Origin of the sequence: Borreliella chilensis (genome assembly GCA_000808095.1) — a bacterium.
Taxonomy (GTDB): domain Bacteria; phylum Spirochaetota; class Spirochaetia; order Borreliales; family Borreliaceae; genus Borreliella; species Borreliella chilensis.
The window spans coordinates 1-25,474 of the sequence record CP009910.1; the positions used below are offsets into that span (position 1 = coordinate 1).

Below are 25,474 nucleotides of genomic sequence, written 5' to 3' on the forward strand. Positions count from 1 at the left end.
AGTTTATAGTATATAAATCCAATCATTTCATTATTAATACTGTATGTAATATAAATATAATAATATATTTGATATATAATCAATAATTGGGGATATTTTGTTATGCTATAATAACTACATGAGGGAATATTTTGTTCTTTTTTTTATCTTCTTCCTAATAAACAGCATTTTTCCGTTTTGTTTGCTTCAAAAGGAGAAAAATATTTATCACTGGGAATTTCCTATAGAGAATAATACAATTAAAAAAAATTTAAAAATAGGTATAATTTACCATAATTATATAAATCCTATCTTTTATAGTGAAGATTATAAATATATTGCCTTTATCGGAATATTGACCTCTTATAATGACTGGATTGAAATACAGTTCAGTCCCACAAACTTTTTTGCTACCCCAATGCATAAAAATTTTATTTCAAATAATTATTTATATTTAGCTTTCACGATTTACATAGCTAAATATACGATTTTAATTGATACACTTACTATAAAATTCTTAATTGGTACCCAAATTGATTTAACTCTAAGAACTGTAACATTTATAGGGAAAACAACTAACGCATTTCTCTACCCAATCTTTCCTCTAATTGCCTTAAAATTTGAAATTGATTTCATACCTAATAATTACAGCATTTATTATAAATTATCTACCTCCTTTAAAGAATTTATTCTTTTAGATCTAGGAATCTCTATACCCATACTATAAAATTTAAGCTTTTTATAAACAAATAAACAAACATAGCTCCCTATTATTTTACTAAGGTATAAGAACTACATTTACCCCTGAGCTTAAAGATCTTTTAACAGCGTTTTCAATATTAGAAAAACTTCCTGTAATCGCTCCCATGTCATAAGAATCTGTCATCATAATACTGCTAATATTCAAATCCTCTCTTATAATATTAACGATACTTTTTGACATACTAGTTATATCTTTAGAAATTTTAGGAACATTTACATGACCAATCATAATAAATTTGGCAGCCTTGCCAAAAACAAAAGGAACAAAACTATTTAGCATTAAAAAACTTTTACTATATGGCAAAAACGCCAAATATTTATGCGTATCTATGGTTGTTCCTCCTAATCCAGGAAAATGCTTAATTGCAGAAAATACTCCTTGCTTCTGCATTCCATCAATAAAAGCCTCTACCATAAGTCCAATATTATAAGCGGAATATCCCCCAAATGTTCTATTTAATAAAGGGGTATGTGGTATAAATTTCATATCAGCAACCGGAGCCATATTTAAATTTATACCAAGCCTACGTAATTGTTTAGCAAGAACTTCTCCAATTTTATAAATAAGATGCAAATCCTTAACGCCCCCCACATATTCCATAGCAGGAAAATTATAAACTCCCATTTTTTTATTTTCACCAGCTCTACTAACCACTCCCCCCTCTTCATCAATAGCAATAAAAATATCGTGCCCAATATGACTTTTTATTGCATTAATCAATTTCTTTGTCTGTTCGGCATCTTTTAAATTTCTTCTAAATAAAACTATACCAATCGGATTAATCTTTTTTATTCTATTAATATCATCAGTATTAAGCCCTTGAACATTTTTTAAATTTGTTAAATTCCCAATTCCAATAAATAAGTTTCTATTTTTTAAAATAGTTTGAAAATCAAATTCACCTAAAAAATTCATTAAATCTATAAGATCTGATTTATCCTTGTTAAAATATTCATAATCTATTTCTGGCAAAGATTCTATTGCTAATAATTTTAAACAAAAAAAGCAACAAAATAAAACTTTCAAAAAGTCCATCTATAATACCCACATAGCAACCCATAATCTTTTGACAGCAAAGAAAAAAGAGAACAATCCAAATCCTCAGTAGAATTAAAATTATTGGCCTTCCCTCTACAATACGCACTATTTACTTCAAGATAATTACTGTTAAACAACATATCGATAAACAACTTTGCAGGTAAAAATCTCTTATTTCTGTCAACCGTTAAAATTAATGGATTTTCCATTAATTTTAACGCTTCCCATGTTATTTGCTCAACTGAAATATACTTACCAATTTCTTTATTTTGCTCTATAATTCTAATAGGCATTTTTTTGATTATTTCATCAATATTTTTTATCAAATACTCTAAATTAAAAAGACCGGTAGCGCAATTAAACAAAAGCCTATAGCCCTTGCTCTCAAACTCTTGTATAATCTCTGCAGAAATTCCCCCACCAATATCAACACAAGTTAAACGATCTTCACCATTTACTGCCAATATCCCCCCCTTAAAATCTGTCTTTTTTTTAAAACTAAATTCAAATCCAGAAGAACAATTAGTCAAAGCCATCACAGCAAGTGCTTTAAAATTAATTGTAAATCCCATATTATCAACATTGCCAATATATATAAATCTTTTCCCAGATTCATAAAGTTTTAAATAAATATCTTTTAAAATTCTAAAATTTTGACCATGTCCAGCAGGCAAAGCTAAAATAGAATTACAACTTTCTTTATCCCTACAGGTAAAATACCTATAATTTAAATTATCAAGTTTTTCATAACAATAAACTAAAGGTTGAACAGCAGTAAAAATATCCTCTTTTCTAAAATTGCAAAAATTTACACTTTTAATCAAATCATTAACAAATAAATCGTCCAAAAATTTTGAAATAAATTCATCTGTCTTAAAGCTAGTCATTTGGAATACTGAAGGTTTAATCTTTTTTCCACAAAAAGCTTCATATCTTTTTGCAACCATTAAAAGATACCTGATTTTTAAAGCCAAAAATGAAAATCCAAAACTACCATCTTTATTAATATAAGCTGGGGTCATACCCTTTGGAAATTCCCCAAATTTTTCTTTAGATTCAAGTATCTTAGACTCATATAGCGTATATAAATCTTTATTTAAATCCCTATTTTTAGTTAAATCAAAATAGCTTGTTGCAGAACCTCCATTTAAGATTCCAAAAGAAAGATATGGGAAAAGAATTAGTCCTAAATTTTCAAGATCAGAAGAAGAAAAAACATAACAATTATCTTCTTCTGAATGCAAAAATCTAGAAAAATCAAAAAAATATTTTTTCAAATTATCTTCAACCAATCTCTTATCAAACTTAAAGCTCAAAATTTTATCCGAAATATCAAGAATATTTTCATGACTATCACAAGGGAAATATTTAATAGATTCAAAATTATTAATCCCTACCTCACCAGCATTAAGCTTTTCAAGTATCATTTCAGAAAAGATTTTATCAACACCAATATTCATCAGCAAAAAAAGAAACCCTTAAATATATTTATTAACATAAAGAAAAAAACCAAATTTTTAAGTATAATATATATAGCATCCATTATTGTTCATTATAGCAATAATGTAGCTAAAATATCAATGAGAAGAAATTTACATGCTTAAGCAATATTCACTTAATATGAAAAATTTTAAAAAAGCTTTTGATGAAATGATACTTTCTCCTTCTGGATTTAGAAAAATTTTTGCAAAATCAAATAATGAAAATTCTACAGAAAATGAAATAAGCGATGAAAATAAAATACTAATAGCGCTAATCATATTTACAATATCAAACTATTTTAAAAATGAGCCTAAACCCTATATTGGATTGGGATTAGACTCAAGGCCAACTGGTAACATTATTGCAGAAATAGCAATAAAAATATTAATAATAAATAAAGAAAAGATTAATTTTTTTGGCATACTTCCAATAACTGAAATTTTAGCTTATACAAAAAATAGTAAAGATTCAAAGGGTTTTATTTACATTTCTGCAAGTCATAATCCAGCAGGATACAATGGGATAAAAATGGGTTTAAATGATGGCGGCGTATTAAATTCTACAAAAGCCCATGAAATAATTGAACAAATTAAAAATAATAGCCAAAATTACAAGTTAATAAACCATTTAATCCATGCTCTAACTAATTTTGACAAAGATCAAACCTTTTTAGAACATTATAATAAAACAATAAAGTTAGAAAAAGAGAATAAATATCAATCTTACAAAGCATATAAATCATTAATAAATGAAATAGCATATGAAAACGATATTAACAATAAAAATATCGAAATTCTAAAAAAAAGAATACTACAAAATCCAATGGGAATAATAGCAGAAATGAATGGGAGCTCTAGAATCAGTTCAATAGATAAAGAATTAATAGAATCTTTGGGATTGAAAATAAAATTATATAATGCCAAAATAGGCATTTTTAAGCACAATATTATTCCTGAAGGAAAATCTTTAAATAAATGCAAAAAGCTGCTACAAAATAAATATCTACAAGACAATTCTTTTGAACTAGGATATGTACCGGATTGTGATGGAGATAGGGGCAATTTAGTGTTCATAGATAAATCTACAAATACTGCAAATATCATCGAGGCACAAAAAATATTTGCACTTGTAGTAATTTCAGAACTTAGCTATCTTTATTACACAGGAATAAAAAATAATATAGCAATAGTAACAAATGACGCAACATCCCTAAATATTGAAAAAATTGCAAATTTTTTCAATGCTAAAGTTTATAGAGTAGAAGTTGGAGAAGCCAATCTAACAGAAATGGCCGATGATCTAAGAGCACAGGGATTGATTGTAAAAATCTCAGGCGAAGGATCAAATGGAGGTAGCATAATATATCCTTCAAAAGTAAGAGACCCAATTACTACCCTTATTAGTATAGTAAAATTATTAAAAATGAAAGAACTCTATCAAATATGGTGCAAATTATCTAAAAACCAATATAAAGAAAAATATGGCTTAAAAGATATTTTAAATACAACAAATTTTTATAGCAATGTAATAGTATCATCTAAGAAAGCTACCTTAACAAACCTCAAAATAGAACACCAAGAAATTTTAAAAAGCAATTATGAAAAGCTATTAATTAAAGAAATCAAAAACAATAAATTATTTCAAGAATTATCAATAGTTGATTATGAAATCATTAACTATGAAGGCAAAAAACAATCTAAGATTAGAACAGGAAATGCTACAGGAGGACTAAAGGTATTGTTAAAAACTACTAATAAAGAAATTGTTGCAACCTTGTGGATGAGGGGCTCAAAAACAGAACCGGTAACAAGAGTGCTCAGCGAGGTTATTTATACAAAAAGACACATTTTGCTAAAACTACTAGAATTTAATAAAAGATTAATAAAAAAAGCAAGTCTATCATAATAAATAAATATTGTTTGATTAAAATAATAAGTTAATTACCAATATAAGTTTATCATAAAATCAATAATTTTCATTTTTTATTTTTCTCCAAACTATACTTTATTCCATTCCAAGTTTTTGAAAGTCCTATTAAATCCTTAACATCTTTTACTACTTTATTTGCAATAAATCTAGCCCTACTTGTGCCATCAAAAATAATTTCATCAATATAATCTTTTTCTTTAGCTTCAAAAAATCTTCTTTTTTCTCTAATTGGCTTTAAAAAGTTATTCAAAGCTAAAAACAATTTTTTTTTAACCTCAACGTCACCGACTTTACCCTTTTTATACCTAATTTTAAGGTCTTCAACTTCTTCATGATCGTTATTAAAAATACTGTGATAAATAAAAACAGGATTGCCTTCAACATTGCCTGGAATATCTGCCCTTATTCTATTTGGATCTGTATACATAGACATAATTTTTTTTTTCAACAAATTTTCATCATCTTTTAAAAAGATTGCATTATCAAGACTTTTGCTCATTTTATTTTTACCACAAATTCCTACCAAAGGCTGACAATCTGTAAAAACAGATTCAGGTATTGGAAAAAAATTATTTTTGTACAAATGATTAAACCTTCTTGCAAGCTCTCTTGCAAATTCAATATGAGATTCATTGTCACGCCCAACTGGAACTAGATTTGCTTTTGCCATTAAAATATCTGCACTCATAAGAACAGGATAACCTAAAAGACCATAGGGAATCTCTTTAAGTCCAGCTGCAATGCACATATCCTTTATGCTTGGGATCCTTTGCAAACGAGCAACAGTAACAATCATTGAAAATATTAAATTAAGCTCTAAAAGTTCAGGTATGGCTGATTGCAAATATATACTAACCTTATTGGGATTAATCCCACAAGCAAGATAATCTAAAACCATTTCTCTAACATTAAAAGATATTGCATGAATACTTTTTAAATCAGGCTTTGTGGTTAAAGTATGTAAATCAGCTATAATAAAATATGTTTCATACTCTTCTTGAAATTTTAAACGATTTACTACAGATCCCACATAATGCCCCAAATGAAGAGCCCCAGTAGGTCTATCCCCTGTAAGCATAACCTTTTTTTTCAAAATCAAATCTCCTTATCTTTGCCTGGAACATGACTAATATTGCTTAAAATCTCAGAACCACCTAAAAATACAGAAAAAGACTTTAACCAGCTTACATTATCGACTATTACCTTTACAATCACAGTAAAAGGATACGCTATTAAAAGTCCCACAATACCCCAAAGCCATCCCCAAAAAAACAAAAAACATAATAACAAAAATGGCGAAATATCAAGCCTCTTTCCCTGCATTTTTGGCTCAAGAATATTTCCAATCAACATTTGGACAGAAGTATTATATATAAAAATATAAAGCACTATATTTAAATTTGGATAAAATTGAATCAAAGACGTTATTACAATAAAAAACACAGCTAATATAGAACCAATGCTAGGAATAAAATTAAAAACAAAGGTAAGAACTGCCCAAACAAGAGGAAAGTCTTGCCCAAATAAAGTTAATCCCATGAACACCAAAAAGCCCGTCAAGCAACTCACAAGAATTTTTATCCCCAAATATTTGCCAATTTGATTATTAATAGTATCTAGAGCCTCAATAAATCTAGTAGATACCGGCTTTTTAAAAGCTTTGTCGAGCTTCATTCCAAAAACATGTATTTCTGAAAGCAAAAAATATAACAATAAAAAGACTACTACTAAGCTACTTGCAAACCCAATAATCTCATTAGAAGCTCTTGTCAAAAACGGATAAATGTAACCAGAAAAATTTATATTACTAATAACAGAACTATCAACTTTATAGCGACTAAGCACATCTTTCATAATAAATGCCAATTGATTTTGATAGTAGGGCAATTGCCTTATCAAAACAGTAACGCTGTAATAAACAAAACTAAAAATCAAATAAGAAAAAGAAAACAATAAAAAAAATATAAGAAAAACTATTAAAAATTTTGGGACTTTGAATTTTGCCAAAAAAATATAAACAGGATAAACTAAAAATCCCAACACTATGGAAATAGCCAAAGGTTTAAAAACAGCTTCTGCTATTTTAAAAGCCCCAACAAATATTAAAACTATGACAATACAATAAAAAACAGATTCTACTCTCCAAGGCTTTATTCCTTGACTTGTATTTAAATCTTTAAACATATTCCCTCTTTTTATTATTTTTACTGCTATTTTTATTAACTAAACAAAAGTAAATCAAATGAATTATACACTCAAGCAAATTTTCTCCATTATCCAATTATACAATTTAGTGCCCTTACTATAATTGGCCTCAGCAAAATCCCCAACTCTATTCTCATAAAACAATTTTTTTGCATTCTCGTCATTTCCATGATACACTGTTAAGGTATTTCTACAATGATTTAAATTATTATTTAAGATTTCAAATGCTGGGATATCGCTAAATCCATCTGCAATGTAAAATATATTCTTAAAAGGAATTTGCCTTTTACTCTTTGGCACTCTCTCATTAACCTTTTCATAAGATCCTTTATTGATCTCAAAAATAACTCTGGTTTTTATTGTATGATCTACAAAATAGCAAACACTACTTAAAATCTTATTTTTAGAAAACTTTTCATCTCTAGATTTATAAAAAGGCAGCAGATAAGAGTCTATAAACTCACACGCCCACACTTTGCTAACATAAGGCGCAATTTTGCTTCCCAAAATCATTTGTCTAAATCCACTTGAAACAATATAAATCTTTACTTGTGAATTGTTGTCTTCCAACTTATTATTTATTTCAGATATTTCATTAAATAAACCAATGACCCCTTCAAAAAATTTCAACTTAGCACCTAAATTAAATAATGTTCTATTGTCCAGACTTTTAAAAACGCCCTCTCTTACATAGGTCAAAAAATGAGATAAATATATCATTTCATTAGAAATGATATTATAGCCATTTTGCTTATAAACAATCTCTAAGCTTTCAACTTCTTTCCAAAAAGAACTAGAATCAACACAATACTCATCAAACAACACTTGCTGCATATTGCCATAAATAAGAGTATTATCAAAATCAAATATTAAAGCTATAATATTTTCCTTTTCCCTTTCACCCATAAATTAAAAAGCAATTTAATTTAATTAATTACAAACTGTGTTATTTATATATTTTATATTATACTAATATAGATTAATAAGTACAGTGTTTATAACATTAAGTAGAAAATTTATGATAGACATAAATGATTTAAATCAAATAAAAGATACTTTCTCAAGAATTTTAGATCTAAGCTTAATTAGCATCCTGGTATACTATATATATAAAAACGTAATTAATTCTTATTCTACAAATCTCTTAAAAGGAATGCTGATCATTACCTCTATAGGAATTATTTCATATTATTTTAATCTCTATACAATTAGTTGGCTATTGAATTACATAGCCAATATACTACCCATAGCAATAGTCATACTTTTTAATCAAGAAATAAAAAAAATAATTATGCAAATTGGAAATTTCAATTTAGCTTTTAAGCTTTCAAATAAAAAAGAAGAAACTTTAAAAGTTATTTCCGAAATTCTAAAAGCGGTTAAACATTTGTCTGAAAATAAATCCGGCAGTCTAATATGCATCGAAAAAAAAATACAGCTAGAGCAAATAATCAACAAAGGAATTAAAATTGACGCACTAATATCTAGTGAGCTACTAATATCACTATTTGAACACGAAACACCTCTTCACGATGGAGCTGTGATAATTAGCAAAAATAAAATAATATATGCAGGCTCATTTTTACCATTATCTAATGTTGATTCTATCAGCAAAGCGTTTGGAACAAGACATAGAGCGGGGCTTGGGATTTCTGAAAATTCTGATGCAATAACAATAATAACCTCCGAGGAAACGGGATCCATTTCTATTACAATCAATGCAAAATTAGAATATAATTTAAGTTTAAATGAAATTAGAAATAAATTGAATCTCGAACTAATAGAATAAAACAATGAAAATAAGCAAAAAGCTAACAAATGTCATAAAGTTAATATTTGATGATTGGCAAAATAAAGCTATTTCCATTTTAATAGCTATTCTTATGCTTGTAGCATTTAATTTCAATAAAATAGAATCAATAACCACTGAAAAAGAATTCAAAATTATCTTAAATGATCAAATAGCTCTTAGAAAACTTCCTGACTTTAACAAAGTCAAGACTACAATAAAAGTTGACAAAGATGACTTAAAATACCTTGATCTCGATAAAATAGTATTATTTATTGAAGCATCAAATATAAAAATTCCTGGAAAATATAAGTTGCCAATAAAAATAAAAAATCTTAACTCAATACACATTGCAGAATATAAGCTTTCAAAAACAAATGTATTACTAAATCTAGACAATAAAATCTCTAAATCAGTTAAAATAGAGCCCAAATTTAAACTTATAGAAAAAGATGGTAGAGGAGAATATTTCATTGCAAAATACAATATATTGCCTGAACATTTAATAATATATGGACCTGAACAAGAACTTAAAAAAATAAACACTATTCAAACCAAAGTAAAAGAGTTTGATACAAGAACTATATTTGTATCAGATTACCTTGAAGTAGTTTCCCCAAATCCTTTAATTGCATTTGAAAAAAGTCACGTGGTAATCAATATTTATTTAAACAAAAAATATTCAAATACAATAATAAAATCTCCCAATCTTATTTTTAATAATCTAAAAAATGGCCTTGAAATTAAAGATAAAGAAAAAATAATAAATTCAGAAAACAAAATGTTTGTAAAGATAAAAACAAGACTTTCTGAAAAACAAATTAAAACCCATATAAACAATCAAAATATAAGCCTTGCTTTTGATTTAGCGAATATAAAAACACCTGGAATTTACAATATTAACACAAATATAATTCTTAAAGACAATATCAATGAGACAGAAATATATGATTATGAACCCAAAAAAATAAAAATAGAGATAATTGAAAGCCCAGAGGTTAAACCATGAAGTCAATAGGATGTGATATAATAAAAGTTGAAAGATTCAAAAATTTTTTAGAAAATAAAAAAAAAATGGAGAGATTTTTTACGCATAAAGAAATTGAAAATCTTAATTTAAAAGGTAACAGTATTCTAGAAAGTTTAGCTGGAAAATTTGCAGCTAAAGAATCTTTAATAAAAGCATTAAGCTCACTATTGCAATGTAAAATACATTACGTTCTTAAAGATATTGAGGTAATAAAATCTTTAAAAGGAAACGCAATATTTTGTTTGCATAACGAAATTGAAAAATTTGCAATAAAAATGAATTTAAAGCTATATCTCACAATATCACATGAAAAGGAGTACGCTATTGCATTTGTAATGGTAGAAAATTAATTCATGAAAAAAATATCATATTTTACAAAAGAAAAAATTGAGTGTCCTATATGCTCTTTTAAATTTCAAAAAGAAGAACTTTTAACCGGAAGCAGTAGATTAATAGCCGGAGAATTAAAAATTGATCTCAAAAGAGAATATATCAAAAATGACAAATATGGCAATATTTATCCTAGAATATATTCCATAACAGTATGCCCAAAATGTTACTTTGCAACATTCCCAAGCGAATTCAATTCAATTCCTAAAAACAAAAAAGAAATTTTGCAAAATAAAAAATCCGAAAGAAAAAAAATAAATGAAATTTTTGATGACATGATCAACTTCAACAAATCTAGAACATTAAAAGAAGGAGCTGCAAGCTATATTCTTGCTATGCTATGTTACGAGCATTTTGAAAAGAATCATAATCCCACATTAAATCAAGCAAAATCAGCTATAAGAGCTGCTTGGACATTCGAAGATCTTGAAAAAGAAGAGCCAAACAAAAACTATAATTATCTTCAAAAAATATTTTACCACAAAGCTGCATACCTTTATAAACTAGTCATAGAAAAAGACAAAGACAATTCAGAACCTGTTAGCGCATCAACCATATTTGGCCCAGATACAGATAAAAATTATGGCTATGACAGTGTTCTTTACTTATCAGGCCTTCTAGAATACTTTTATGGAAATAAAGAAAACAAAGAATACAGATATAAGCAATTAAATGACATAAAAACTACTCTGTCTAAAATAGCAGGAATGGGCAAATCTTCAAAAGAAAAGCCTTCAATACTTCTAGACAAAATCAAAGAAGTTTACTTTAAAATATCAAAGGAAATGAAAAATATCAAATAAATGAAAAAAATATTAGCAGAAATTGCTTATGACGGATCTATATACCACGGATTTCAAATACAACTCACAAAGCCCACAGTTCAAGAAGAAATTGAAAAAGCTCTTACAAAAATCAATAAAAAAAAAGTAAAGATTCATTCAGCTGGAAGAACAGATAAAGGGGTTCATGCAAAAGGACAAATAATAACTTTTAATATAAGCATCAATATTAAACTAAAAAATCTAAAAAAAGCTTTAAATTCAATATTATTAAAATACAGAATAAAAATACTAAAACTCAAATATGTAGAAAACTCATTTCATCCACGCTTTAACGCCCAGAAAAGAAAATATAGTTACTGTATATTAAACAGCAACAAATACTATCCCTGGGAAAGATGTCAAGCTTACTATGTAAATAAAAAACTAAACATAAACAACTTAAACCAAATGGCTAAAATATTAATTGGCAATCACGATTTCACTGCATTTTCATGCATAAAAGATAAAAGCAAATCCAAATCTAAGCATATCCATTTTGCCAAATTTAAAAAAAGAGGAAAATATATTATTTTTGAAATAATAGGATCTTCTTTTTTATGGAAAATGGTAAGATCAATAATAGGCACAATGCTGGACATCGAAATCAAAAAAGAATCGATTTCTACTTTTGAAACAATACTAAAATCAAAAAACAGAAATCTTGCAAGAACAACTGCGCCTGCAAATGCTTTATTTTTAGACAAGGTTTACTATGAATAACAATATTTTAACTAAAAAACTTTTTTTACTTCAAATATTGAAAAATAATATCGAAGGCAAAATTACAGAAAATTTTGAAAAAATAGATAATGAGATTAAACAAAAAATAGAGAAAATTAAAAATATTAAAATTTATCAAAAAAATGAAAATAGAAAAGAGCTTACAAAAACACCTGAGAATAATAAAGACCTAACAAACCCATTAAACAATAGCTTAAAAGAAAAAAGTGTTAACAACCATATCATAATATATGTAGACAAAAACTACCTCAACGAGCCTGCAAGAGATATTATAACAAAATGGTGCAAAAGCATAAACATAGACAATTATAAAATAATAAATACTATTGAATCACTAAACCAAGAAATCAGCAATAAAAACCCTAAAGCGATTTTATCTTGCGAAGAAATAAATTTTTTCTTAAACCAACCGCTAAGAATTCAAATTGTAAGAGGAATAGAGCTAAGATTTAAAGGCATCCCAATAGTGTTTACATACCTTCCTACAAATCAAATAAAAAATCCGGAATTAAAAAAAGAAATATGGCAAGATTTAAAAATAATAAAAGGCATAATAAAATATGGTTGAGAATTATCATTCTACTTATTACTATGAAATTGCAATAAATATTCCCTTAAATAAACTTTTTTTTTACAGGTTCAACTTGAATCTAGAAATTGGCATTAGAGTAGTGGTCAATTTCAACGGCTCTAATAAAATTGGAATAATTGTTAAAAAATATTTTGAAAATGAATTTAAAGAAAAATTTGAATTCAAAATAAAAGAAATTATTAAAATAATAGACAAAACTAAAATAATAACAGATCACAACATTAATTTAGCACATTGGATTAGTAAAAAAACATTTTCAGGATTTGGAGAAACTTTATTTTTTGGACTGCCTAAAAGCTCCAAATCTAAAAAAAGTCAAAGTCAAACATTGCCTATCAATGAGTATTCAGATCATAAAAAATTCATTCAACTAAATACCGAACAACAAAATATTTACAAAGAAATTATCGAGTCAACAACAACTAATGTTTTTTACCTTTTTGGAATACCTGGATCTGGAAAAACTGAAATATTCATTAAATTGTGTGAATACTACTTAAAACTAGAACAACAAGTGCTTTTTTTAATTCCTGAAATATCCTTAGGATATCAAATAATAAAAAGAATAAAATATGCATTTACTATACACAGTAAAATTCATGAATATAACTCTAAAGTTCCAGATTCCAATAAAAATTTAATATGGAATAAAGTTAAAAATGGAGAAAGCTTAGTTGTTATTGGCATTAAAAGCGTGCTAATGCTGCCTTTTACCAAATTAAAATTAATAATTATGGACGAAGAACACGAAACCACATACAAGTCCGAAAATACTCCAAGATTTCACTCAAGACATATATCATTTTTTTTGCAAAAAAAATTTAATGCTAAATTTATAATGGGAAGTGCAACACCTTCTCTTGAAGCATACCATGCAATGAAACATAATCAAATAAAAAAAATAATTATGCAAAACAAATTCTCTCAAAACAAAATAGAAGATATAAAAATAATAAATATGAAAAAAGAGCTTAGCACAATTTCTTCAGAACTATTATATAGCATACAAAAAAGTTTAAATGAAAAAAGACAATCTTTAATTTTCATAAATAAACGAGGGTATCTAAAAAATTTAGAATGCAACAAATGTGGGCATACAATTTGTTGCCCAAATTGCTCATTTGGTTTAATTTATCATAAACCAGAAAACAAACTTGTATGCCACTATTGTAGCTATAAAACAAAAACATCAAACCACTGTCTTAAATGCGAATCAAAAGACATTAAATATAAAACTTATGGAATTCAACTTGTTGAAAAAGAATTGAAAAATTTTTTACCAAATGCAAAAATTGCAAGAATAGATTCTGATATTACTAAAATAGAAAATATAGATTCAATAAGTAAGTTTGAAAACAGAGAAATAGACATACTTATTGGAACACAAATCATTGCAAAGGGATTTAATTTTGAAAATATAAAAACGCTAGGCATAATCAACGCAGACATTGGAATAGGGTTGCCCGATTTTAGAAGCAGTGAAAGAATTTTTACAACACTCTCACAAGTCATTGGAAGAGCTGCAAGATTTAAAAGCGACAACACAATTATTATACAAACAAAAAATCCCGACTATTATGCCATAAAATATGCCTATATGAACCAATATGAACAATTTTACGAACAAGAACTAGATATACGAAAAAAATTAAACTATCCTCCATTTAACAAAATTATTAGAATAATCTTTAGAAGTAAAAATGAAGAAACTGCTAAAAAAAAATGTTGGGAATTTTTTGAAAAATCTAAAGAATTTTTACAAGAAGGAATTGAACACTTGGGTCCATCAGAAGCTATTATGAAGAAAATATCTAAAAACTATAGATACAATGTAATATACTTATCAAAATCTTACAACTTAATTGAAAGACTAGTTAGCAAAACACGAGAAAAGGTAAAAACAACAAATAATGTCTATATTGAAATAGATTATTATCCAATATCATTAATTTAGATAAAATCCAGATCTTCTTTATTTAAAGACTTAAGAAACGTTGAAAGCACATAAAGAGCTTTATCATTGTGACCTCCCTCAGGAATAATAAGATCGGCATATTCCTTAGTAGGCTCAATAAATCTATAATAACCCCATCTAGTAGTGTTCATGTACTGATCAATAACTGACTCTAAAGTACGCCCTCTTTTAGAGATATCTCTCTTTAAACGCCTAATAAATCTAATATCATTTGGGGTATCAATATATATTTTAAGATCTATTAAATTTCTTACTCTCTCTTCAACAAAAATCATAATACCTTCAACAATAACAACAGGAGTTGGTACAACTAAAACTGTTTTAAGTTGTCTTTTGTGATTAATAAAGTCGTAAAGAGGCATATCTATTGGACTATTTCTTTTTAAATTTTTCAAATGTTCATAAAATAAATTATTATCAAAAGCATCTGGATGATCAAAATTTACCTTAGAAAACTCATATTCATAATCACCCACACTCTTATAATAATTATCTTGAGAAATAAGGACAAATTCTGGAATAAACTCACTAATCTTGTTTACAACTGTAGTTTTTCCGCTTCCAGAACCACCAGATATCCCAATAATCTTAGCCATCAATCAACTTCTTTTTTTTTAATTTGTGGCATATCTTTCAAAGTACCAGCCACAAACACATTCTTAAATCCCATGCTTTTTAAAACTTTCTTAGCCTCGTAAGACTTACTAAAACTTTTACCATAAACAATTATTTGGGACTCAAAATCGCCTAACTTATCCTTTTTGGCAAATAAATTGTTAAAAGGAATGTTAATTGATTTCAAATAATGAGACTTACTATATTCTTTGGTAGATCGAATATCCAAAATTTTTGCTCCATTTTTGATTTTTTCTAACAAAAACAGATTGGCCCTTTTCATTCTAAGAATAATAAAAAACCAAATATAAAAAAAAAGCAGTACTATTAATCCTATAAATTTTGCATAATTCATCGTCATAGTTTTAATGAAAATGATATCAAAAAAAATAAAAAAAAGAAATGAAATTGTTTTTTTTGTAAAATTAATATAAAATTCAAGTAAATTGTTAGCTTACAGCTCAAAAGTAAGTTTAGAGTTAAGATGAAAAAGAAAAAAAAGATACGTTGTCGTAGAATTAAAAAAAAACTCAAGCTCTTATTAATTATACTAGCAAAAAAATTAAAAACTATAGCTAAAAATCCCAAATTAATACTTGCCAGCACAATGCAAATAATTTTAGGCTCCACACTAATGGCAATCTCCACAAATGTTTTATATATTCCCCACGGACTTCTTAGTGGAGGGATTGGGGGCATCTCATTAATGCTACATTACCTATTAAACTTTAATTTAGGATGGACAATATTTGCATTAAACATCCCATTATTTATTATTGGAATAAGATTTTTAAATATAACATTTATAATTCAAAGTTGGATTGCAATGGGATTATATTCTATTATCATAAACTACTCTCAGTTTTTACAAAATAAAATATATCTTAACGATATGATGCTTGTGTCAATACTAGCCGGACTTATTTCTGGGCTTGGTCTTGGACTAGTATTTAAAGGCAAAGGATCCTCAGGGGGATCAGACATAATTGCAATGATTATTAAAGAAAAATATTCAATCAGCATTGGAACAACAAACTTCATAGTTAATCTGGCAGTACTATTACTTGCGACCTTTTTCTTTAATATTGAAATCGCGCTTTATACACTAATAGCATCATTTGTAACATCCATAATGACAGACAAAACAAGTACTGGATTTGGCAATCAAAAAGCTATACTGGTTATTTCAGACAAGGGAAAAGAAATTGCTTATCTTCTCACAAACAAGTTGAAATTGGCTGCCACATTGATAGACGGAAAAGGCGCTTGGGCAGGAACAGAAAAAACTATAGTATTTATAGTAGTTCCAATAATGCGCTTATCAAGAATTAAGTATATATCACAAAAAGTTGATCCAAATTGTTTTATTACCGTTATTAATACCAACGAAATTACTGGGGGTAAAAAAATAGCTGACTCAATCTCATTAAAATAATAAATTTATAAATTTAATTTAAAATTAAAAATCCTTTAAGAATAAAACCAAATTATCAATAATTAAATTCAATTCATCGCCCTCATAAAAATTTGACAAAAAAGTAACAAATCTTTTTGGAAATTCAGAAATGAATTTTTTGTAAGAATTTTTTCCAATATCAATTTCAAGCTTATAAGAGTGAAGCATCAAAGTGTTTTTTTTAAAGTTGCCATCTACTCTGCTATAAATCTCATCTCCCAATATTGGAAAATTAAGATATTTCATATGAACTCTCAATTGATGAGTACGACCAGTTTTAGGCCTTAAAGCCAAAAGAGAATATTCACCAAAATTGAGTAACAATCGATATTCTGTTAATGCTTTTTTACCTCTCTCTTTAGAAACAGTAAATTTTTTTCTATTGTATTTATCCCTATCTATAAAAGATTCAATACTTCCAAAAAGACTCTTAAAATTACCCTTAACAATTGCAATATAAACTTTATTTACCCTTTTATCTTTAAATTGCCGAGCTAAAAATCCTAAAGTACTGATATTTTTTGCACAAATTAGCACACCAGAAGTATCTTTATCCAATCTGTGAACAATTCCAGGCCTAATTTTTTCTTCATTAAAATTAATTTCCAATCTTTTTATATGATATAAAAGAAAATTAACAACAGTATCATTCCAATGCGATATTCCAGGATGACTTAAAATTCCTTGTGGCTTGTCCAAAACAATGGTATTACAATCTTCATAAATTACAGTAATAGGAATATCGTTGGGTCTAAGATAGTCAATCTGTCCATTCTCTTCATCAAATTCAATCAGTATTTCATCATCCTTAAAAACAGGTTTAGACAATTTTATTTTAAAAAATTTTCCATTACTCTTTTTAAACGCTTCTACATTTCTTCTTTTAATTTGACTTCTAGTAAAAACTTCCAAATTGTGTGACAAATAAAAATCCAATCTTAAAGCATTCTCTTTAACAATAAATTCCTTTTTAAGTCTGATCATACTACTGAAGAAAATAATCAATCAAAGCAATAGTTAGCGCAATTACAGCTCCAATAGAGGCTGAAACAATAAACTTTTTATAAATTTCATCTTTTGAAAGATTAGAACCATTTGAAAAAGGATATGGAACGTAATTTGAATCCATTCCATTATAAAAATAGTATCCCACATCAAAAAAAAACAAGCTCAAAAATAAAACTATTGGAAAAGATCCAATACTAATAGTTGAAAACCTAAACAAATCTTTTGCTAATTTTGACTTAAGATCATTCTCAAGATTTAAAGCTTTATTCTCTTGAATATTTTTATAAAGAAAAGAATCATCCCTACCAACAACAGATGTATTTTCTTTTTTGGAAGAAATAAAATTGCCACTGGAAGTTAATTTATCTTGCAATGGCAAACTTTTGGCAATGCTTAAATCTAAATAATTAAAATTAAGCTTGAAATAATCAAGTGAATTTGAATAAACATTCAAAACACTAAAAAACAATAACAAGCTTCTAATAAGCATAAATTTTCTACTTCAATAATTCTAACTTTAAAGTCTCAGTTATTTCATCAACAATCTCAGAAGAGCCAAAATACTGTACAGGACCTGGATATAAATAAAAATTATTCAAAGCCCAATTATCACGATTTTTAACAAACTCTCTAAATGGTCTTCCTTCTAAATCGACCAGAGCTTTTTTTATAACAGGCTTTTGCATTCCATATCTCTCTTCCATGTTCATCAACATTGTTATAGGCACTCCTCCTGCAATCCAATCCGTTGATTTTAAATTTAAATTTTTTATGCAAGACATATAACCCGTTAGTCCATTTAAAATGAGCGCAACCGAATTATACCCCAAACTATAGCAATAATCACTATCAAAATTAGAAGGGAAAGCACTTCTACCTTCATAGCCAAAAAAATGATCAACCGGAATAAAATTCCCCTTATATTCTCCACTTTTTTTCATATCATTTAATCTTGCTTGAACCATTTCAATAAACAATTTTTCAGTAGGAACTCTTGAAACATTAAAATTCCCATGGGGATCTCTTTCTAAAATTGAATTTATAAGCTCAAATTGAATAAACAAAGGCAAAGATAAATAAACTCCCTTCATATAATCACTAAGCTTAGCAATGAAAATTCCTTTCATTGCCTCAACATTAAGCCCTTTAAACTCACTCTCATTTTTATCAAAAATATTACATAATTCAAACATTAAAGACTTGACTTCAGGAATAAATTCAATCACACCTTCAGGAACTATAACTATTCCAAAATTATCACCATTTAAAGATCTCTTTAAAACAACAGATACCATATCATCAACAATCTCAGATAAAGTTTTCTTTTTAGCCAAAACTTCTTCAGACACAATACAAATATTTGGATGGGTTTTTAAAGCGCATTCCAGAGCAACATGAGATGCACTTCTACCCATAAGTTTGACAAAATGCCAATATTTTCTAGTTGACATAGCATCTCGACATAAATTACCTATCATCTCAGAATAAATTTTTGTAGCAGAATCAAATCCAAATGAAATTTCAATATGATCATTTTTAAGATCAGCATCAATTGTCTTTGGAACTCCAATAACCTTAATATTCTCCCCTTTCTTTTTAAAATACTCTGCAAGAATAGCAGCGTTAGTATTTGAATCATCCCCACCAATAATAATAATTGCATCAAGATTGTTTTCTTTGGCAACCAATAGGGCTTTACTATAATGTTCTTCTGTCTCTATTTTTGTTCTCCCAGAAGATACAATATCAAAACCTCCGGTATTTCTATAAGAATTTACTAAATCCTCAGTAAGTTCAATTTTATTGTTTTCTAACAGCCCTAAAGGACCACCTTTGAATCCAAAAAGTTTTGAATTTGAATTAAATTTTTTCATTGCATCAAAAACACCAGATATAACATTATGTCCCCCAGGAGCAGGTCCTCCAGAAAGAATAATTCCAATATTTAAAGCTTTTGAAAAAGCTAAATCGGACTTGCCTTCGGTAAAACTTACAATTGGCAATCCATAAGTATTTTTAAAAAATTCCTTTAAAGCCTGTCTGTCTTGAATTGCTTCAGTATTGTCTCCATTAACTAAACTAATATTCTTAAAATCTTTTTTTAAAATATTTGGCAATTTGGGAACATACTTTTGCCTTTCTTGCTGAAAAAGAGAAGTATCCATATATTTTCCTCCTAATTAAATTAAATTAAATTAAATTAAACCCCTATCATAAATTAAATATTAAAATAATTCACAACTAATATCTATATATGATTTAAAAATAACATAGCATCACCATAAGAAAAAAATTTATAATTTCTCTTTATAGCTTCTTCATAAGAATTAAACACAAAGTCCTTACCTGCAAATGAAGAGACCAACATTAAAAGGGTAGATTGTGGGGTGTGAAAATTTGTAAAAAGCATGTCTACAAAGTTAAAACAATAGTTTTTACCAGGATAAATAAAAAGATTTGTACTTTGCTGCCCTGTTTTAAACTTTTTAAGCTTGTTATTATAAGATGACTCTAAAGCTCTAAGCGTTGTAGTACCAATTGCTAAAATTTTTTTACCAAGAGATTTTGCATTCTCCAATCTATCAGCTACACAATCTTTTATTAAAAAAGTTTCAAAATGCATTCTATGTTCTTCAACTTTTTTGGATCTTACAGGAAGAAAAGTTCCAAGTCCTACATGAAGAGTAATGAAATCATATTCAATATTATTTTCTTCAAAAACAGAAAACAAATCTTTGCTAAAATGTAAACCTGCGGTTGCAGAAGCTGCAGATCCAACATACTTAGAATAAACAGTCTGATATCGATCTTCATCTATTTTATCATAATCTCTTTTAATGTAAGGAGGTATAGGAACAAATCCATGTCTTTCAAAATAATCTTCTCCTATAGTATCATCAAACCTTAAAACAATCTCATTACTATTTTTTGATAAAATTTTGCCTATTAATCCTTCAGGAAATTTGTAAACATTGCCAACAATTTGCTTTTTAGACTTAGAAATCAAAGCAGTAAACAAATCCGTACCAATTCTATCTAAAATTAAAAATTCAACATTACTACCCATCTCTGATTCTGCATATATTCTTGACTTTCTAACTTTTGAATTATTAAAAATAATAAAAGTATCACTATTTACATATTTTAAAATATTGTTTACAGAATCCTCATGATAAATTTTTTGGAATTTAGGATCTAGCACCATCAACCTTGAAGATCCCCTTTTTTCACTTGGATATTGCGCTATTAAAGAATAGGGCAAATTAAAATGAAACTCTTTGGTTTTCACTAAGATCATCCTCTTTCATTTCTAAGTTTAAGTGAAGATATGCAAACTCAGTAGCTTTACGACCTCTATGAGTCCTGTTAATGAATCCCTTCATAATCAAATAAGGTTCATAAAAGTCCTCAAGGGAATCCGCCGTTTCTCCTACAGAAATAGCTAAAGTATCAACACCCACAGGTCCCCCATTAAATTTCAATATTAAACTTCTTAAAATATTTCTATCTTGTTCATCAAGACCTTCTCCATCAATTCTAAGCATTTCAAGTCCAATAGAAACAATGTCGCTTGTAACAATCAAACTTCCAGTTACCTGGGCAATATCTCTTATTCGTCTAAGCAATCTATTTGCTATACGAGGAGTTCCTCTTGAACTTCTTGCAAGAAGAAAAGCAGCATCATCTTCTATTTCAATATTTAAAATAATAGAATTTCTCTTTATTATCTCAACAAGCTCTATTTCACTGTAAAGTTCAAATCTAGCAGTAATTCCAAATCTCGCATAAAGTGGAGATGTTACTTTTCCCGGTTTAGTAGTAGCTCCAATCAATGTGAATTTTGGAAGTGGCATTCTTACAGTTCTAGCATTAGCTCCTTGCCCGATTACCCAATCCAACTCATAATCTTCCATGGCAATACAAAGCATTTCTTCTATTATTGGTCTTAACCTATGTATCTCATCAATAAATAAAACACTCTTCTCATCAAGACCTGTTAAAATCCCAATAATATCTTTAGGTTTGTCAAAAGCCGGTGCTGACGTAATCTTAATAGAAGCATTCATCTCGAAAGCAATAATACTTGCTAGAGTAGTTTTTCCAAGACCTGGCGGACCACTTAAAAAAACATGATCTAAAGCTTCATTTCTTTCTTTAGAAGCTCTTATAAAAATACTAAGGGTTTCTTTAACATTAATCTGACCTTTAAAATCTTCAAAAACTTTAGGCCTAAGCTCATTTTCACTCTTATCATACAAATAATTTTCATTAGAACTTAAGAAATTTACACTATTCTTTTCTCTCATAAATTACCTCTCAAAAACTATTTTATAACTACTAAAAATCAACAATTAATCTGACATTCTTTTTAAAATCTCCTTAAATAAAAACTGTTCCTTTTCGGAGTCTTTTAAATTTGAAAATTCAACTAGATTTGAAGCCTCCTTAAGCTTACTAGTAACAATTCTTCTCTCAAATCCCATGCTAACAATTGATTCTTCCAATTCTTTAAATCGAAAAAGACTAGATTCAAGCTCATTATTAACCAAAAGCTTGCCCTTAAGATGCAAAAACATTTTACCAGCCATTTTTTTCCCAATACCTTTGATTTTGGCAACAAGCTCAACATCCTCTCTATCAATAGCGTCCTTAAACTCATTATACTTTATATTAGATAGCACTCTTAAAGCAGCCCTTGGCCCTATACCACTTACTCCAATAAGACCTTTAAAAGCTTCTCTTTCATCTGAATTTAAAAATCCAAAAAGTTTTAATTCATTTTCTCTCGTATAAAGATAAGTAAACAGTTCAACTTTATCTGACAACTTAAAATTAGCAAGGCAAAATGAACTAACTAAAATCTCAAATTCAAAAACAGTAGTCATTAAGATCAAACTAGATTCTTTTTTATCTATAACTTTACCATGGATCTTATTTATCATATAATTAAATTATATTACACAGAAACATCCAATTTAAGCAAAAGCCTTAAAGAAAGGAAACCAAATGAAAAATCAATTTCTAAACAGATATTTTAAATTAATACTTACAACTGTTTTTGTAATCCTATCTATATCTCTGGTAGCAAAAGAAACAACAACTAAACTAAAAGTTCCAAATGGATTTAAAGTCGAAATTTTCTTAAATAATACAATTGAAAAACCAAGAGGAATTACAAATGATCAAGATTTTATTACGAAAAGATTTAAATAAAATCAAAAACTAACTTAATTCTTCTGGAATCTCTAAATTATGAATTACTTCTTGAACATCATCAAAGTCTTCAAGTTTTTCGACAAGAAGAAGTATTTTTTCTGCTTGCTCTTTGTTTAAAGAAATTTTACTTTCAGGAATCAAAGCTATCTCTGCCATCTCTTCTTTAAATTTAGTTTTTAAAAAAGATAAAACTTTATCAAAATTCTCAGGACTTGTTATTACTTCTGCTTCATTATTTTCAACCAAAATATCTTCAGCACCAACTTCTAATGCTAATTCCATTATTTCATCCTCAAGATATTTTTCTAAATTGTAAACAACAAGACCCTTTCTATAAAACATATATGATACTGAACCTGGAGTGCCAAGAGACCCCCCACCTTTTGTAAGCACGCTTTTTACATCGCTAGAAGTTCTGTTTTTATTATCTGTCAAGCACCTGATCATTAGAGCAACTCCATAAGGAGCATAAGCCTCATAAGTAATTTCAAAATATTCAACACCTTCATTGCCGCCAATACCCTTTTTTATTGCTTTCTCAATATTATCTTTTGGCATATTAGCAACCTTAGCCTTATTAACAGCAACTCTTAGCCTAGGATTAGACTCAATATCCCCCCCCCCTATTTTAGCTGCAATAGTTATTTCTCTTATTAGCTTTGTGAAAATTTTATTACGCCTTGCATCAAGAGCGCCTTTTTTTCTTTTTATTGTTGACCATTTGCTGTGACCAGACATTTACACCTCCACCAATTTTTCCAACTGATCTAAAATGTCAAACATCTTATTATTAATTAAATGAGCTTTAATTGTATTAAACATTAACATAAGAACTGTAACAGGACCTATTCCCCCCTTAACAGGAGTAATAAATTTAACATAATCTTTAACATCCTCAAAATCCGTATCGCCTGAAAGAATTTTTCCGTTATTAGTCTCAATTTCAGAAATACCAATGTCAATCACATAAGGCTTCCCAGACAACATACTCCTATCTATCAACTTGGACTTACCAACAGCAGAAATAACAATATCTGCCTGCCTTAAATAAACATCCAAATAAATGCTTTTGCTGTGACAAGCAATAACAGTCGCATCATAAGGCTTTGATGAGAGTAATATTGAAATAGGCTTTCCTACAAGAGGACTTCTACCGACTACAACAACCGTTTTTCCCGATGTTTTTATCCCTTTATCTCTCAAAATCTTTAACACAGCAAGAGCCGTACAAGGAATAAATCCTTTTTTATCTCCTAAAATCATTTTGCCTAAATTAACAAAGGACAAACCATCAACATCTTTTGAATAAATTATGCTATTTAAAATAGAATTTAAATCCATGTCTTTTAAAAGAGGCAATTGAACAATAATTCCATCTGTACTTAAATTTTTATTTTCCCTATCAATTACTTCTAAAATATCACCTTGAACAGCATTTGTAGAAAATTTAATTACCTCAACATTTAAACCAATCTCTTTTGCCACTCGATTCTTAATTGAAACATAAAGCTTACTTGCAGGCTCATCATTTGCTAAAACAACTTTTAACGCAATTTTATCTCTCAAGTCGTGCTGTTTTAAGAATTCTTTCAAAATTAAATAATATTTATTCGCAAAATCCTTTCCATTAAAAACAGTATTCAAAATATGCCTCTTAAATCAAACAAGATTACCTTAACATTATACTCAGATTGCCAATATAAAGAAAGCTTAAACTATTAAATTTCAAATTGTAATTAAATTTATTTTCAACTATAATATACAAGGGTAATAATTTTAAAAGAATGGAGAATAATGAAAAAACATCTTCTTATGACAAGAACACTAATTGCAATTTTGCTAATTAGTGTAAACATAAAAAAAATTGAAGCTGCAGTCAATATTGACAGACATACAAACTCCACTTTAGGAATAGATTTAAGTTTTGGAATGCCCATTTTTTATAACGACTTATCAAAAGCTTACCCAACTAATTTATATCCTGGGGGTATTGGAGCAATAAAATATCAGTACCATATTTTAAACAATTTAGCAATTGGACTTGAGTTAAGATATATGTTTAATTTTGACATTAACCATTCTTTTAATATATTAAATCCAGACTCAAGTGTGGGTAAAATTTTTTATAGTGTGCCTATTACATTTTCAATAAACTATATATTTGATATAGGAGAATTATTTCAAGTTCCAGTTTTCACAAATGTAGGATTTTCTCTCAATACATATGGAGATAGAAATAACAATATTACAAATTTAAGAACTTTTGATGCACTCCCTACGATCTCTTTTGGATCTGGAATTTTATGGAACTTTAACTACAAATGGTCTTTTGGAGCAACAGCATCTTGGTGGATGATGTTTGAATTTGGCAATTCAGCTAAAATGGCGCATTTTGCACTTATATCATTATCAGTCACAGTGAATGTAAATAAATTGTAGGA

The 25,474-nt window shown here is 27.9% G+C and carries 27 protein-coding genes; 12 read left to right on the plus strand and 15 right to left on the minus strand.

Annotation, left to right across the window (positions count from 1 at the left end; all coding sequences use genetic code 11):
• Window positions 1–145 precede the first annotated feature (145 nt).
• On the plus strand, window positions 146–706 hold the full coding sequence (locus tag OY14_00005) for a hypothetical protein (protein AJA90618.1): 561 nt from the start codon (window positions 146–148) through the stop codon (window positions 704–706).
• A 51-nt stretch (window positions 707–757) separates the two neighbouring features.
• Here the strand turns inward: OY14_00005 and OY14_00010 are convergent, their stop codons facing one another.
• A complete protein-coding gene (locus OY14_00010) occupies window positions 758–1,777 on the minus strand; it encodes a beta-N-acetylhexosaminidase (GenBank protein ID AJA89857.1) in 1,020 nt (339 codons plus the stop codon).
• On the minus strand, window positions 1,765–3,240 hold the full coding sequence (locus OY14_00015) for a UTP--glucose-1-phosphate uridylyltransferase (protein ID AJA89858.1): 1,476 nt from the start codon (window positions 3,238–3,240) through the stop codon (window positions 1,765–1,767). The genes OY14_00010 and OY14_00015 overlap by 13 nt, the downstream gene beginning before the upstream one ends.
• A gap of 136 nt (window positions 3,241–3,376) precedes the next feature.
• Here OY14_00015 and OY14_00020 point away from each other — a divergent pair, with 136 nt between their 5' ends.
• Window positions 3,377–5,167 (plus strand): phosphoglucomutase, encoded by a 1,791-nt coding sequence (locus OY14_00020; protein ID AJA89859.1) that lies wholly within the window; start codon window positions 3,377–3,379, stop codon window positions 5,165–5,167.
• A 70-nt stretch (window positions 5,168–5,237) separates the two neighbouring features.
• Here the strand turns inward: OY14_00020 and OY14_00025 are convergent, their stop codons facing one another.
• The 3 genes from OY14_00025 to OY14_00035 all read right to left on the minus strand — a co-directional run bounded on the left by OY14_00025 (window position 5,238) and on the right by OY14_00035 (window position 8,302).
• Window positions 5,238–6,284, minus strand: coding sequence for a tryptophan--tRNA ligase (locus OY14_00025; GenBank protein ID AJA89860.1), 1,047 nt, complete (start codon window positions 6,282–6,284; stop codon window positions 5,238–5,240).
• Window positions 6,285–6,286: 2 nt separating this feature from the next.
• Window positions 6,287–7,375: a membrane protein gene (locus tag OY14_00030; protein AJA89861.1), complete on the minus strand. Its 1,089-nt coding sequence runs from the start codon at window positions 7,373–7,375 to the stop codon at window positions 6,287–6,289.
• A gap of 63 nt (window positions 7,376–7,438) precedes the next feature.
• Complete coding sequence (locus tag OY14_00035; protein AJA89862.1) at window positions 7,439–8,302, minus strand: hypothetical protein; 864 nt, start codon at window positions 8,300–8,302, stop codon at window positions 7,439–7,441.
• Between the two features lie 112 nt (window positions 8,303–8,414).
• Here OY14_00035 and OY14_00040 point away from each other — a divergent pair, with 112 nt between their 5' ends.
• Genes OY14_00040 through OY14_00070 form a run of 7 tightly spaced genes read left to right on the plus strand, consistent with a single transcriptional unit; the run spans window position 8,415 to window position 14,716 of the window.
• A complete protein-coding gene (locus tag OY14_00040; GenBank protein ID AJA89863.1) occupies window positions 8,415–9,185 on the plus strand; it encodes a membrane protein in 771 nt (256 codons plus the stop codon).
• Window positions 9,186–9,189: 4 nt separating this feature from the next.
• Entirely contained in the window at window positions 9,190–10,194 is a 1,005-nt protein-coding gene (locus OY14_00045) for a YbbR-like domain-containing protein (GenBank protein AJA89864.1), read from the plus strand.
• On the plus strand, window positions 10,191–10,565 hold the full coding sequence (locus OY14_00050) for an ACP synthase (protein AJA89865.1): 375 nt from the start codon (window positions 10,191–10,193) through the stop codon (window positions 10,563–10,565). The genes OY14_00045 and OY14_00050 overlap by 4 nt, the downstream gene beginning before the upstream one ends.
• A gap of 3 nt (window positions 10,566–10,568) precedes the next feature.
• Window positions 10,569–11,408: a hypothetical protein gene (locus OY14_00055; GenBank protein ID AJA89866.1), complete on the plus strand. Its 840-nt coding sequence runs from the start codon at window positions 10,569–10,571 to the stop codon at window positions 11,406–11,408.
• Complete coding sequence (locus OY14_00060; protein ID AJA89867.1) at window positions 11,409–12,149, plus strand: pseudouridine synthase; 741 nt, start codon at window positions 11,409–11,411, stop codon at window positions 12,147–12,149.
• Window positions 12,142–12,738, plus strand: a complete 597-nt coding sequence (locus OY14_00065) for a hypothetical protein (GenBank protein ID AJA89868.1) — start codon at window positions 12,142–12,144, stop codon at window positions 12,736–12,738. The genes OY14_00060 and OY14_00065 overlap by 8 nt, the downstream gene beginning before the upstream one ends.
• Window positions 12,731–14,716: a primosomal protein N' gene (locus OY14_00070; protein ID AJA89869.1), complete on the plus strand. Its 1,986-nt coding sequence runs from the start codon at window positions 12,731–12,733 to the stop codon at window positions 14,714–14,716. The genes OY14_00065 and OY14_00070 overlap by 8 nt, the downstream gene beginning before the upstream one ends.
• Here the strand turns inward: OY14_00070 and OY14_00075 are convergent.
• A complete protein-coding gene (locus tag OY14_00075; GenBank protein AJA89870.1) occupies window positions 14,713–15,333 on the minus strand; it encodes a uridine kinase in 621 nt (206 codons plus the stop codon). The genes OY14_00070 and OY14_00075 overlap by 4 nt on opposite strands.
• Entirely contained in the window at window positions 15,333–15,713 is a 381-nt protein-coding gene (locus tag OY14_00080; GenBank protein AJA89871.1) for a GlpE protein, read from the minus strand. Before OY14_00080 ends, OY14_00075 begins: the two co-directional genes overlap by 1 nt.
• Before the next feature lie 123 nt (window positions 15,714–15,836).
• Here OY14_00080 and OY14_00085 point away from each other — a divergent pair, with 123 nt between their 5' ends.
• On the plus strand, window positions 15,837–16,787 hold the full coding sequence (locus OY14_00085; GenBank protein AJA89872.1) for a membrane protein: 951 nt from the start codon (window positions 15,837–15,839) through the stop codon (window positions 16,785–16,787).
• Window positions 16,788–16,811: 24 nt separating this feature from the next.
• Here the strand turns inward: OY14_00085 and OY14_00090 are convergent, their stop codons facing one another.
• The 6 genes from OY14_00090 to ruvA form a co-directional block, all read right to left on the minus strand.
• Complete coding sequence (locus OY14_00090) at window positions 16,812–17,792, minus strand: pseudouridine synthase (protein AJA90619.1); 981 nt, start codon at window positions 17,790–17,792, stop codon at window positions 16,812–16,814.
• Between the two features lies 1 nt (window position 17,793).
• Window positions 17,794–18,306: a hypothetical protein gene (locus OY14_00095; protein ID AJA89873.1), complete on the minus strand. Its 513-nt coding sequence runs from the start codon at window positions 18,304–18,306 to the stop codon at window positions 17,794–17,796.
• 7 nt (window positions 18,307–18,313) lie between these two features.
• A complete protein-coding gene (locus tag OY14_00100; protein ID AJA89874.1) occupies window positions 18,314–19,981 on the minus strand; it encodes a diphosphate--fructose-6-phosphate 1-phosphotransferase in 1,668 nt (555 codons plus the stop codon).
• A gap of 83 nt (window positions 19,982–20,064) precedes the next feature.
• On the minus strand, window positions 20,065–21,105 hold the full coding sequence (locus OY14_00105; GenBank protein ID AJA89875.1) for an S-adenosylmethionine tRNA ribosyltransferase: 1,041 nt from the start codon (window positions 21,103–21,105) through the stop codon (window positions 20,065–20,067).
• Window positions 21,080–22,123, minus strand: coding sequence for an ATP-dependent DNA helicase RuvB (locus tag OY14_00110; protein ID AJA89876.1), 1,044 nt, complete (start codon window positions 22,121–22,123; stop codon window positions 21,080–21,082). The genes OY14_00105 and OY14_00110 overlap by 26 nt, the downstream gene beginning before the upstream one ends.
• Before the next feature lie 45 nt (window positions 22,124–22,168).
• Window positions 22,169–22,759: an ATP-dependent DNA helicase RuvA gene (gene ruvA, locus OY14_00115; GenBank protein ID AJA89877.1), complete on the minus strand. Its 591-nt coding sequence runs from the start codon at window positions 22,757–22,759 to the stop codon at window positions 22,169–22,171.
• A 64-nt stretch (window positions 22,760–22,823) separates the two neighbouring features.
• Here ruvA and OY14_00120 point away from each other — a divergent pair, with 64 nt between their 5' ends.
• The gene (locus OY14_00120; GenBank protein AJA89878.1) at window positions 22,824–23,030 is read left to right on the plus strand and encodes a hypothetical protein; all 207 of its coding nucleotides are present in this window, start codon (window positions 22,824–22,826) and stop codon (window positions 23,028–23,030) included.
• A gap of 9 nt (window positions 23,031–23,039) precedes the next feature.
• Here OY14_00120 and OY14_00125 read toward each other — a convergent pair whose 3' ends face one another.
• The gene (locus tag OY14_00125; GenBank protein AJA89879.1) at window positions 23,040–23,771 is read right to left on the minus strand and encodes a transcriptional regulator; all 732 of its coding nucleotides are present in this window, start codon (window positions 23,769–23,771) and stop codon (window positions 23,040–23,042) included.
• Window positions 23,772–24,677 (minus strand): methenyltetrahydrofolate cyclohydrolase, encoded by a 906-nt coding sequence (locus tag OY14_00130; protein ID AJA89880.1) that lies wholly within the window; start codon window positions 24,675–24,677, stop codon window positions 23,772–23,774.
• Between the two features lie 150 nt (window positions 24,678–24,827).
• Between OY14_00130 and OY14_00135 the strand changes: the two genes are divergently transcribed.
• Window positions 24,828–25,472, plus strand: a complete 645-nt coding sequence (locus OY14_00135) for a hypothetical protein (GenBank protein AJA89881.1) — start codon at window positions 24,828–24,830, stop codon at window positions 25,470–25,472.
• Window positions 25,473–25,474 lie beyond the last annotated feature (2 nt).

Bases quoted from the DNA above. Each gene is read 5' to 3' on its own strand.
- OY14_00010 (AJA89857.1), bottom strand. From the start codon at position 1,777: ATGGACTTTTTGAAAGTTTTATTTTGTTGCTTTTTTTGTTTAAAATTA.
- OY14_00065 (AJA89868.1), top strand. From the start codon at position 12,142: ATGAATAACAATATTTTAACTAAAAAACTTTTTTTACTTCAAATATTG.
- OY14_00085 (AJA89872.1), top strand. From the start codon at position 15,837: ATGAAAAAGAAAAAAAAGATACGTTGTCGTAGAATTAAAAAAAAACTC.
- OY14_00055 (AJA89866.1), top strand. From the start codon at position 10,569: ATGAAAAAAATATCATATTTTACAAAAGAAAAAATTGAGTGTCCTATA.
- OY14_00020 (AJA89859.1), top strand. From the start codon at position 3,377: ATGCTTAAGCAATATTCACTTAATATGAAAAATTTTAAAAAAGCTTTT.
- OY14_00070 (AJA89869.1), top strand. From the start codon at position 12,731: ATGGTTGAGAATTATCATTCTACTTATTACTATGAAATTGCAATAAAT.
- OY14_00050 (AJA89865.1), top strand. From the start codon at position 10,191: ATGAAGTCAATAGGATGTGATATAATAAAAGTTGAAAGATTCAAAAAT.
- OY14_00080 (AJA89871.1), bottom strand. From the start codon at position 15,713: ATGACGATGAATTATGCAAAATTTATAGGATTAATAGTACTGCTTTTT.
- OY14_00075 (AJA89870.1), bottom strand. From the start codon at position 15,333: ATGGCTAAGATTATTGGGATATCTGGTGGTTCTGGAAGCGGAAAAACT.
- OY14_00100 (AJA89874.1), bottom strand. From the start codon at position 19,981: ATGGATACTTCTCTTTTTCAGCAAGAAAGGCAAAAGTATGTTCCCAAA.
- ruvA (AJA89877.1), bottom strand. From the start codon at position 22,759: ATGATAAATAAGATCCATGGTAAAGTTATAGATAAAAAAGAATCTAGT.
- OY14_00125 (AJA89879.1), bottom strand. From the start codon at position 23,771: ATGTCTGGTCACAGCAAATGGTCAACAATAAAAAGAAAAAAAGGCGCT.
- OY14_00045 (AJA89864.1), top strand. From the start codon at position 9,190: ATGAAAATAAGCAAAAAGCTAACAAATGTCATAAAGTTAATATTTGAT.
- OY14_00035 (AJA89862.1), bottom strand. From the start codon at position 8,302: ATGGGTGAAAGGGAAAAGGAAAATATTATAGCTTTAATATTTGATTTT.
- OY14_00110 (AJA89876.1), bottom strand. From the start codon at position 22,123: ATGAGAGAAAAGAATAGTGTAAATTTCTTAAGTTCTAATGAAAATTAT.
- OY14_00030 (AJA89861.1), bottom strand. From the start codon at position 7,375: ATGTTTAAAGATTTAAATACAAGTCAAGGAATAAAGCCTTGGAGAGTA.
- OY14_00090 (AJA90619.1), bottom strand. From the start codon at position 17,792: ATGATCAGACTTAAAAAGGAATTTATTGTTAAAGAGAATGCTTTAAGA.
- OY14_00135 (AJA89881.1), top strand. From the start codon at position 24,828: ATGAAAAAACATCTTCTTATGACAAGAACACTAATTGCAATTTTGCTA.
- OY14_00095 (AJA89873.1), bottom strand. From the start codon at position 18,306: ATGCTTATTAGAAGCTTGTTATTGTTTTTTAGTGTTTTGAATGTTTAT.
- OY14_00015 (AJA89858.1), bottom strand. From the start codon at position 3,240: ATGAATATTGGTGTTGATAAAATCTTTTCTGAAATGATACTTGAAAAG.
- OY14_00060 (AJA89867.1), top strand. From the start codon at position 11,409: ATGAAAAAAATATTAGCAGAAATTGCTTATGACGGATCTATATACCAC.
- OY14_00120 (AJA89878.1), top strand. From the start codon at position 22,824: ATGAAAAATCAATTTCTAAACAGATATTTTAAATTAATACTTACAACT.
- OY14_00040 (AJA89863.1), top strand. From the start codon at position 8,415: ATGATAGACATAAATGATTTAAATCAAATAAAAGATACTTTCTCAAGA.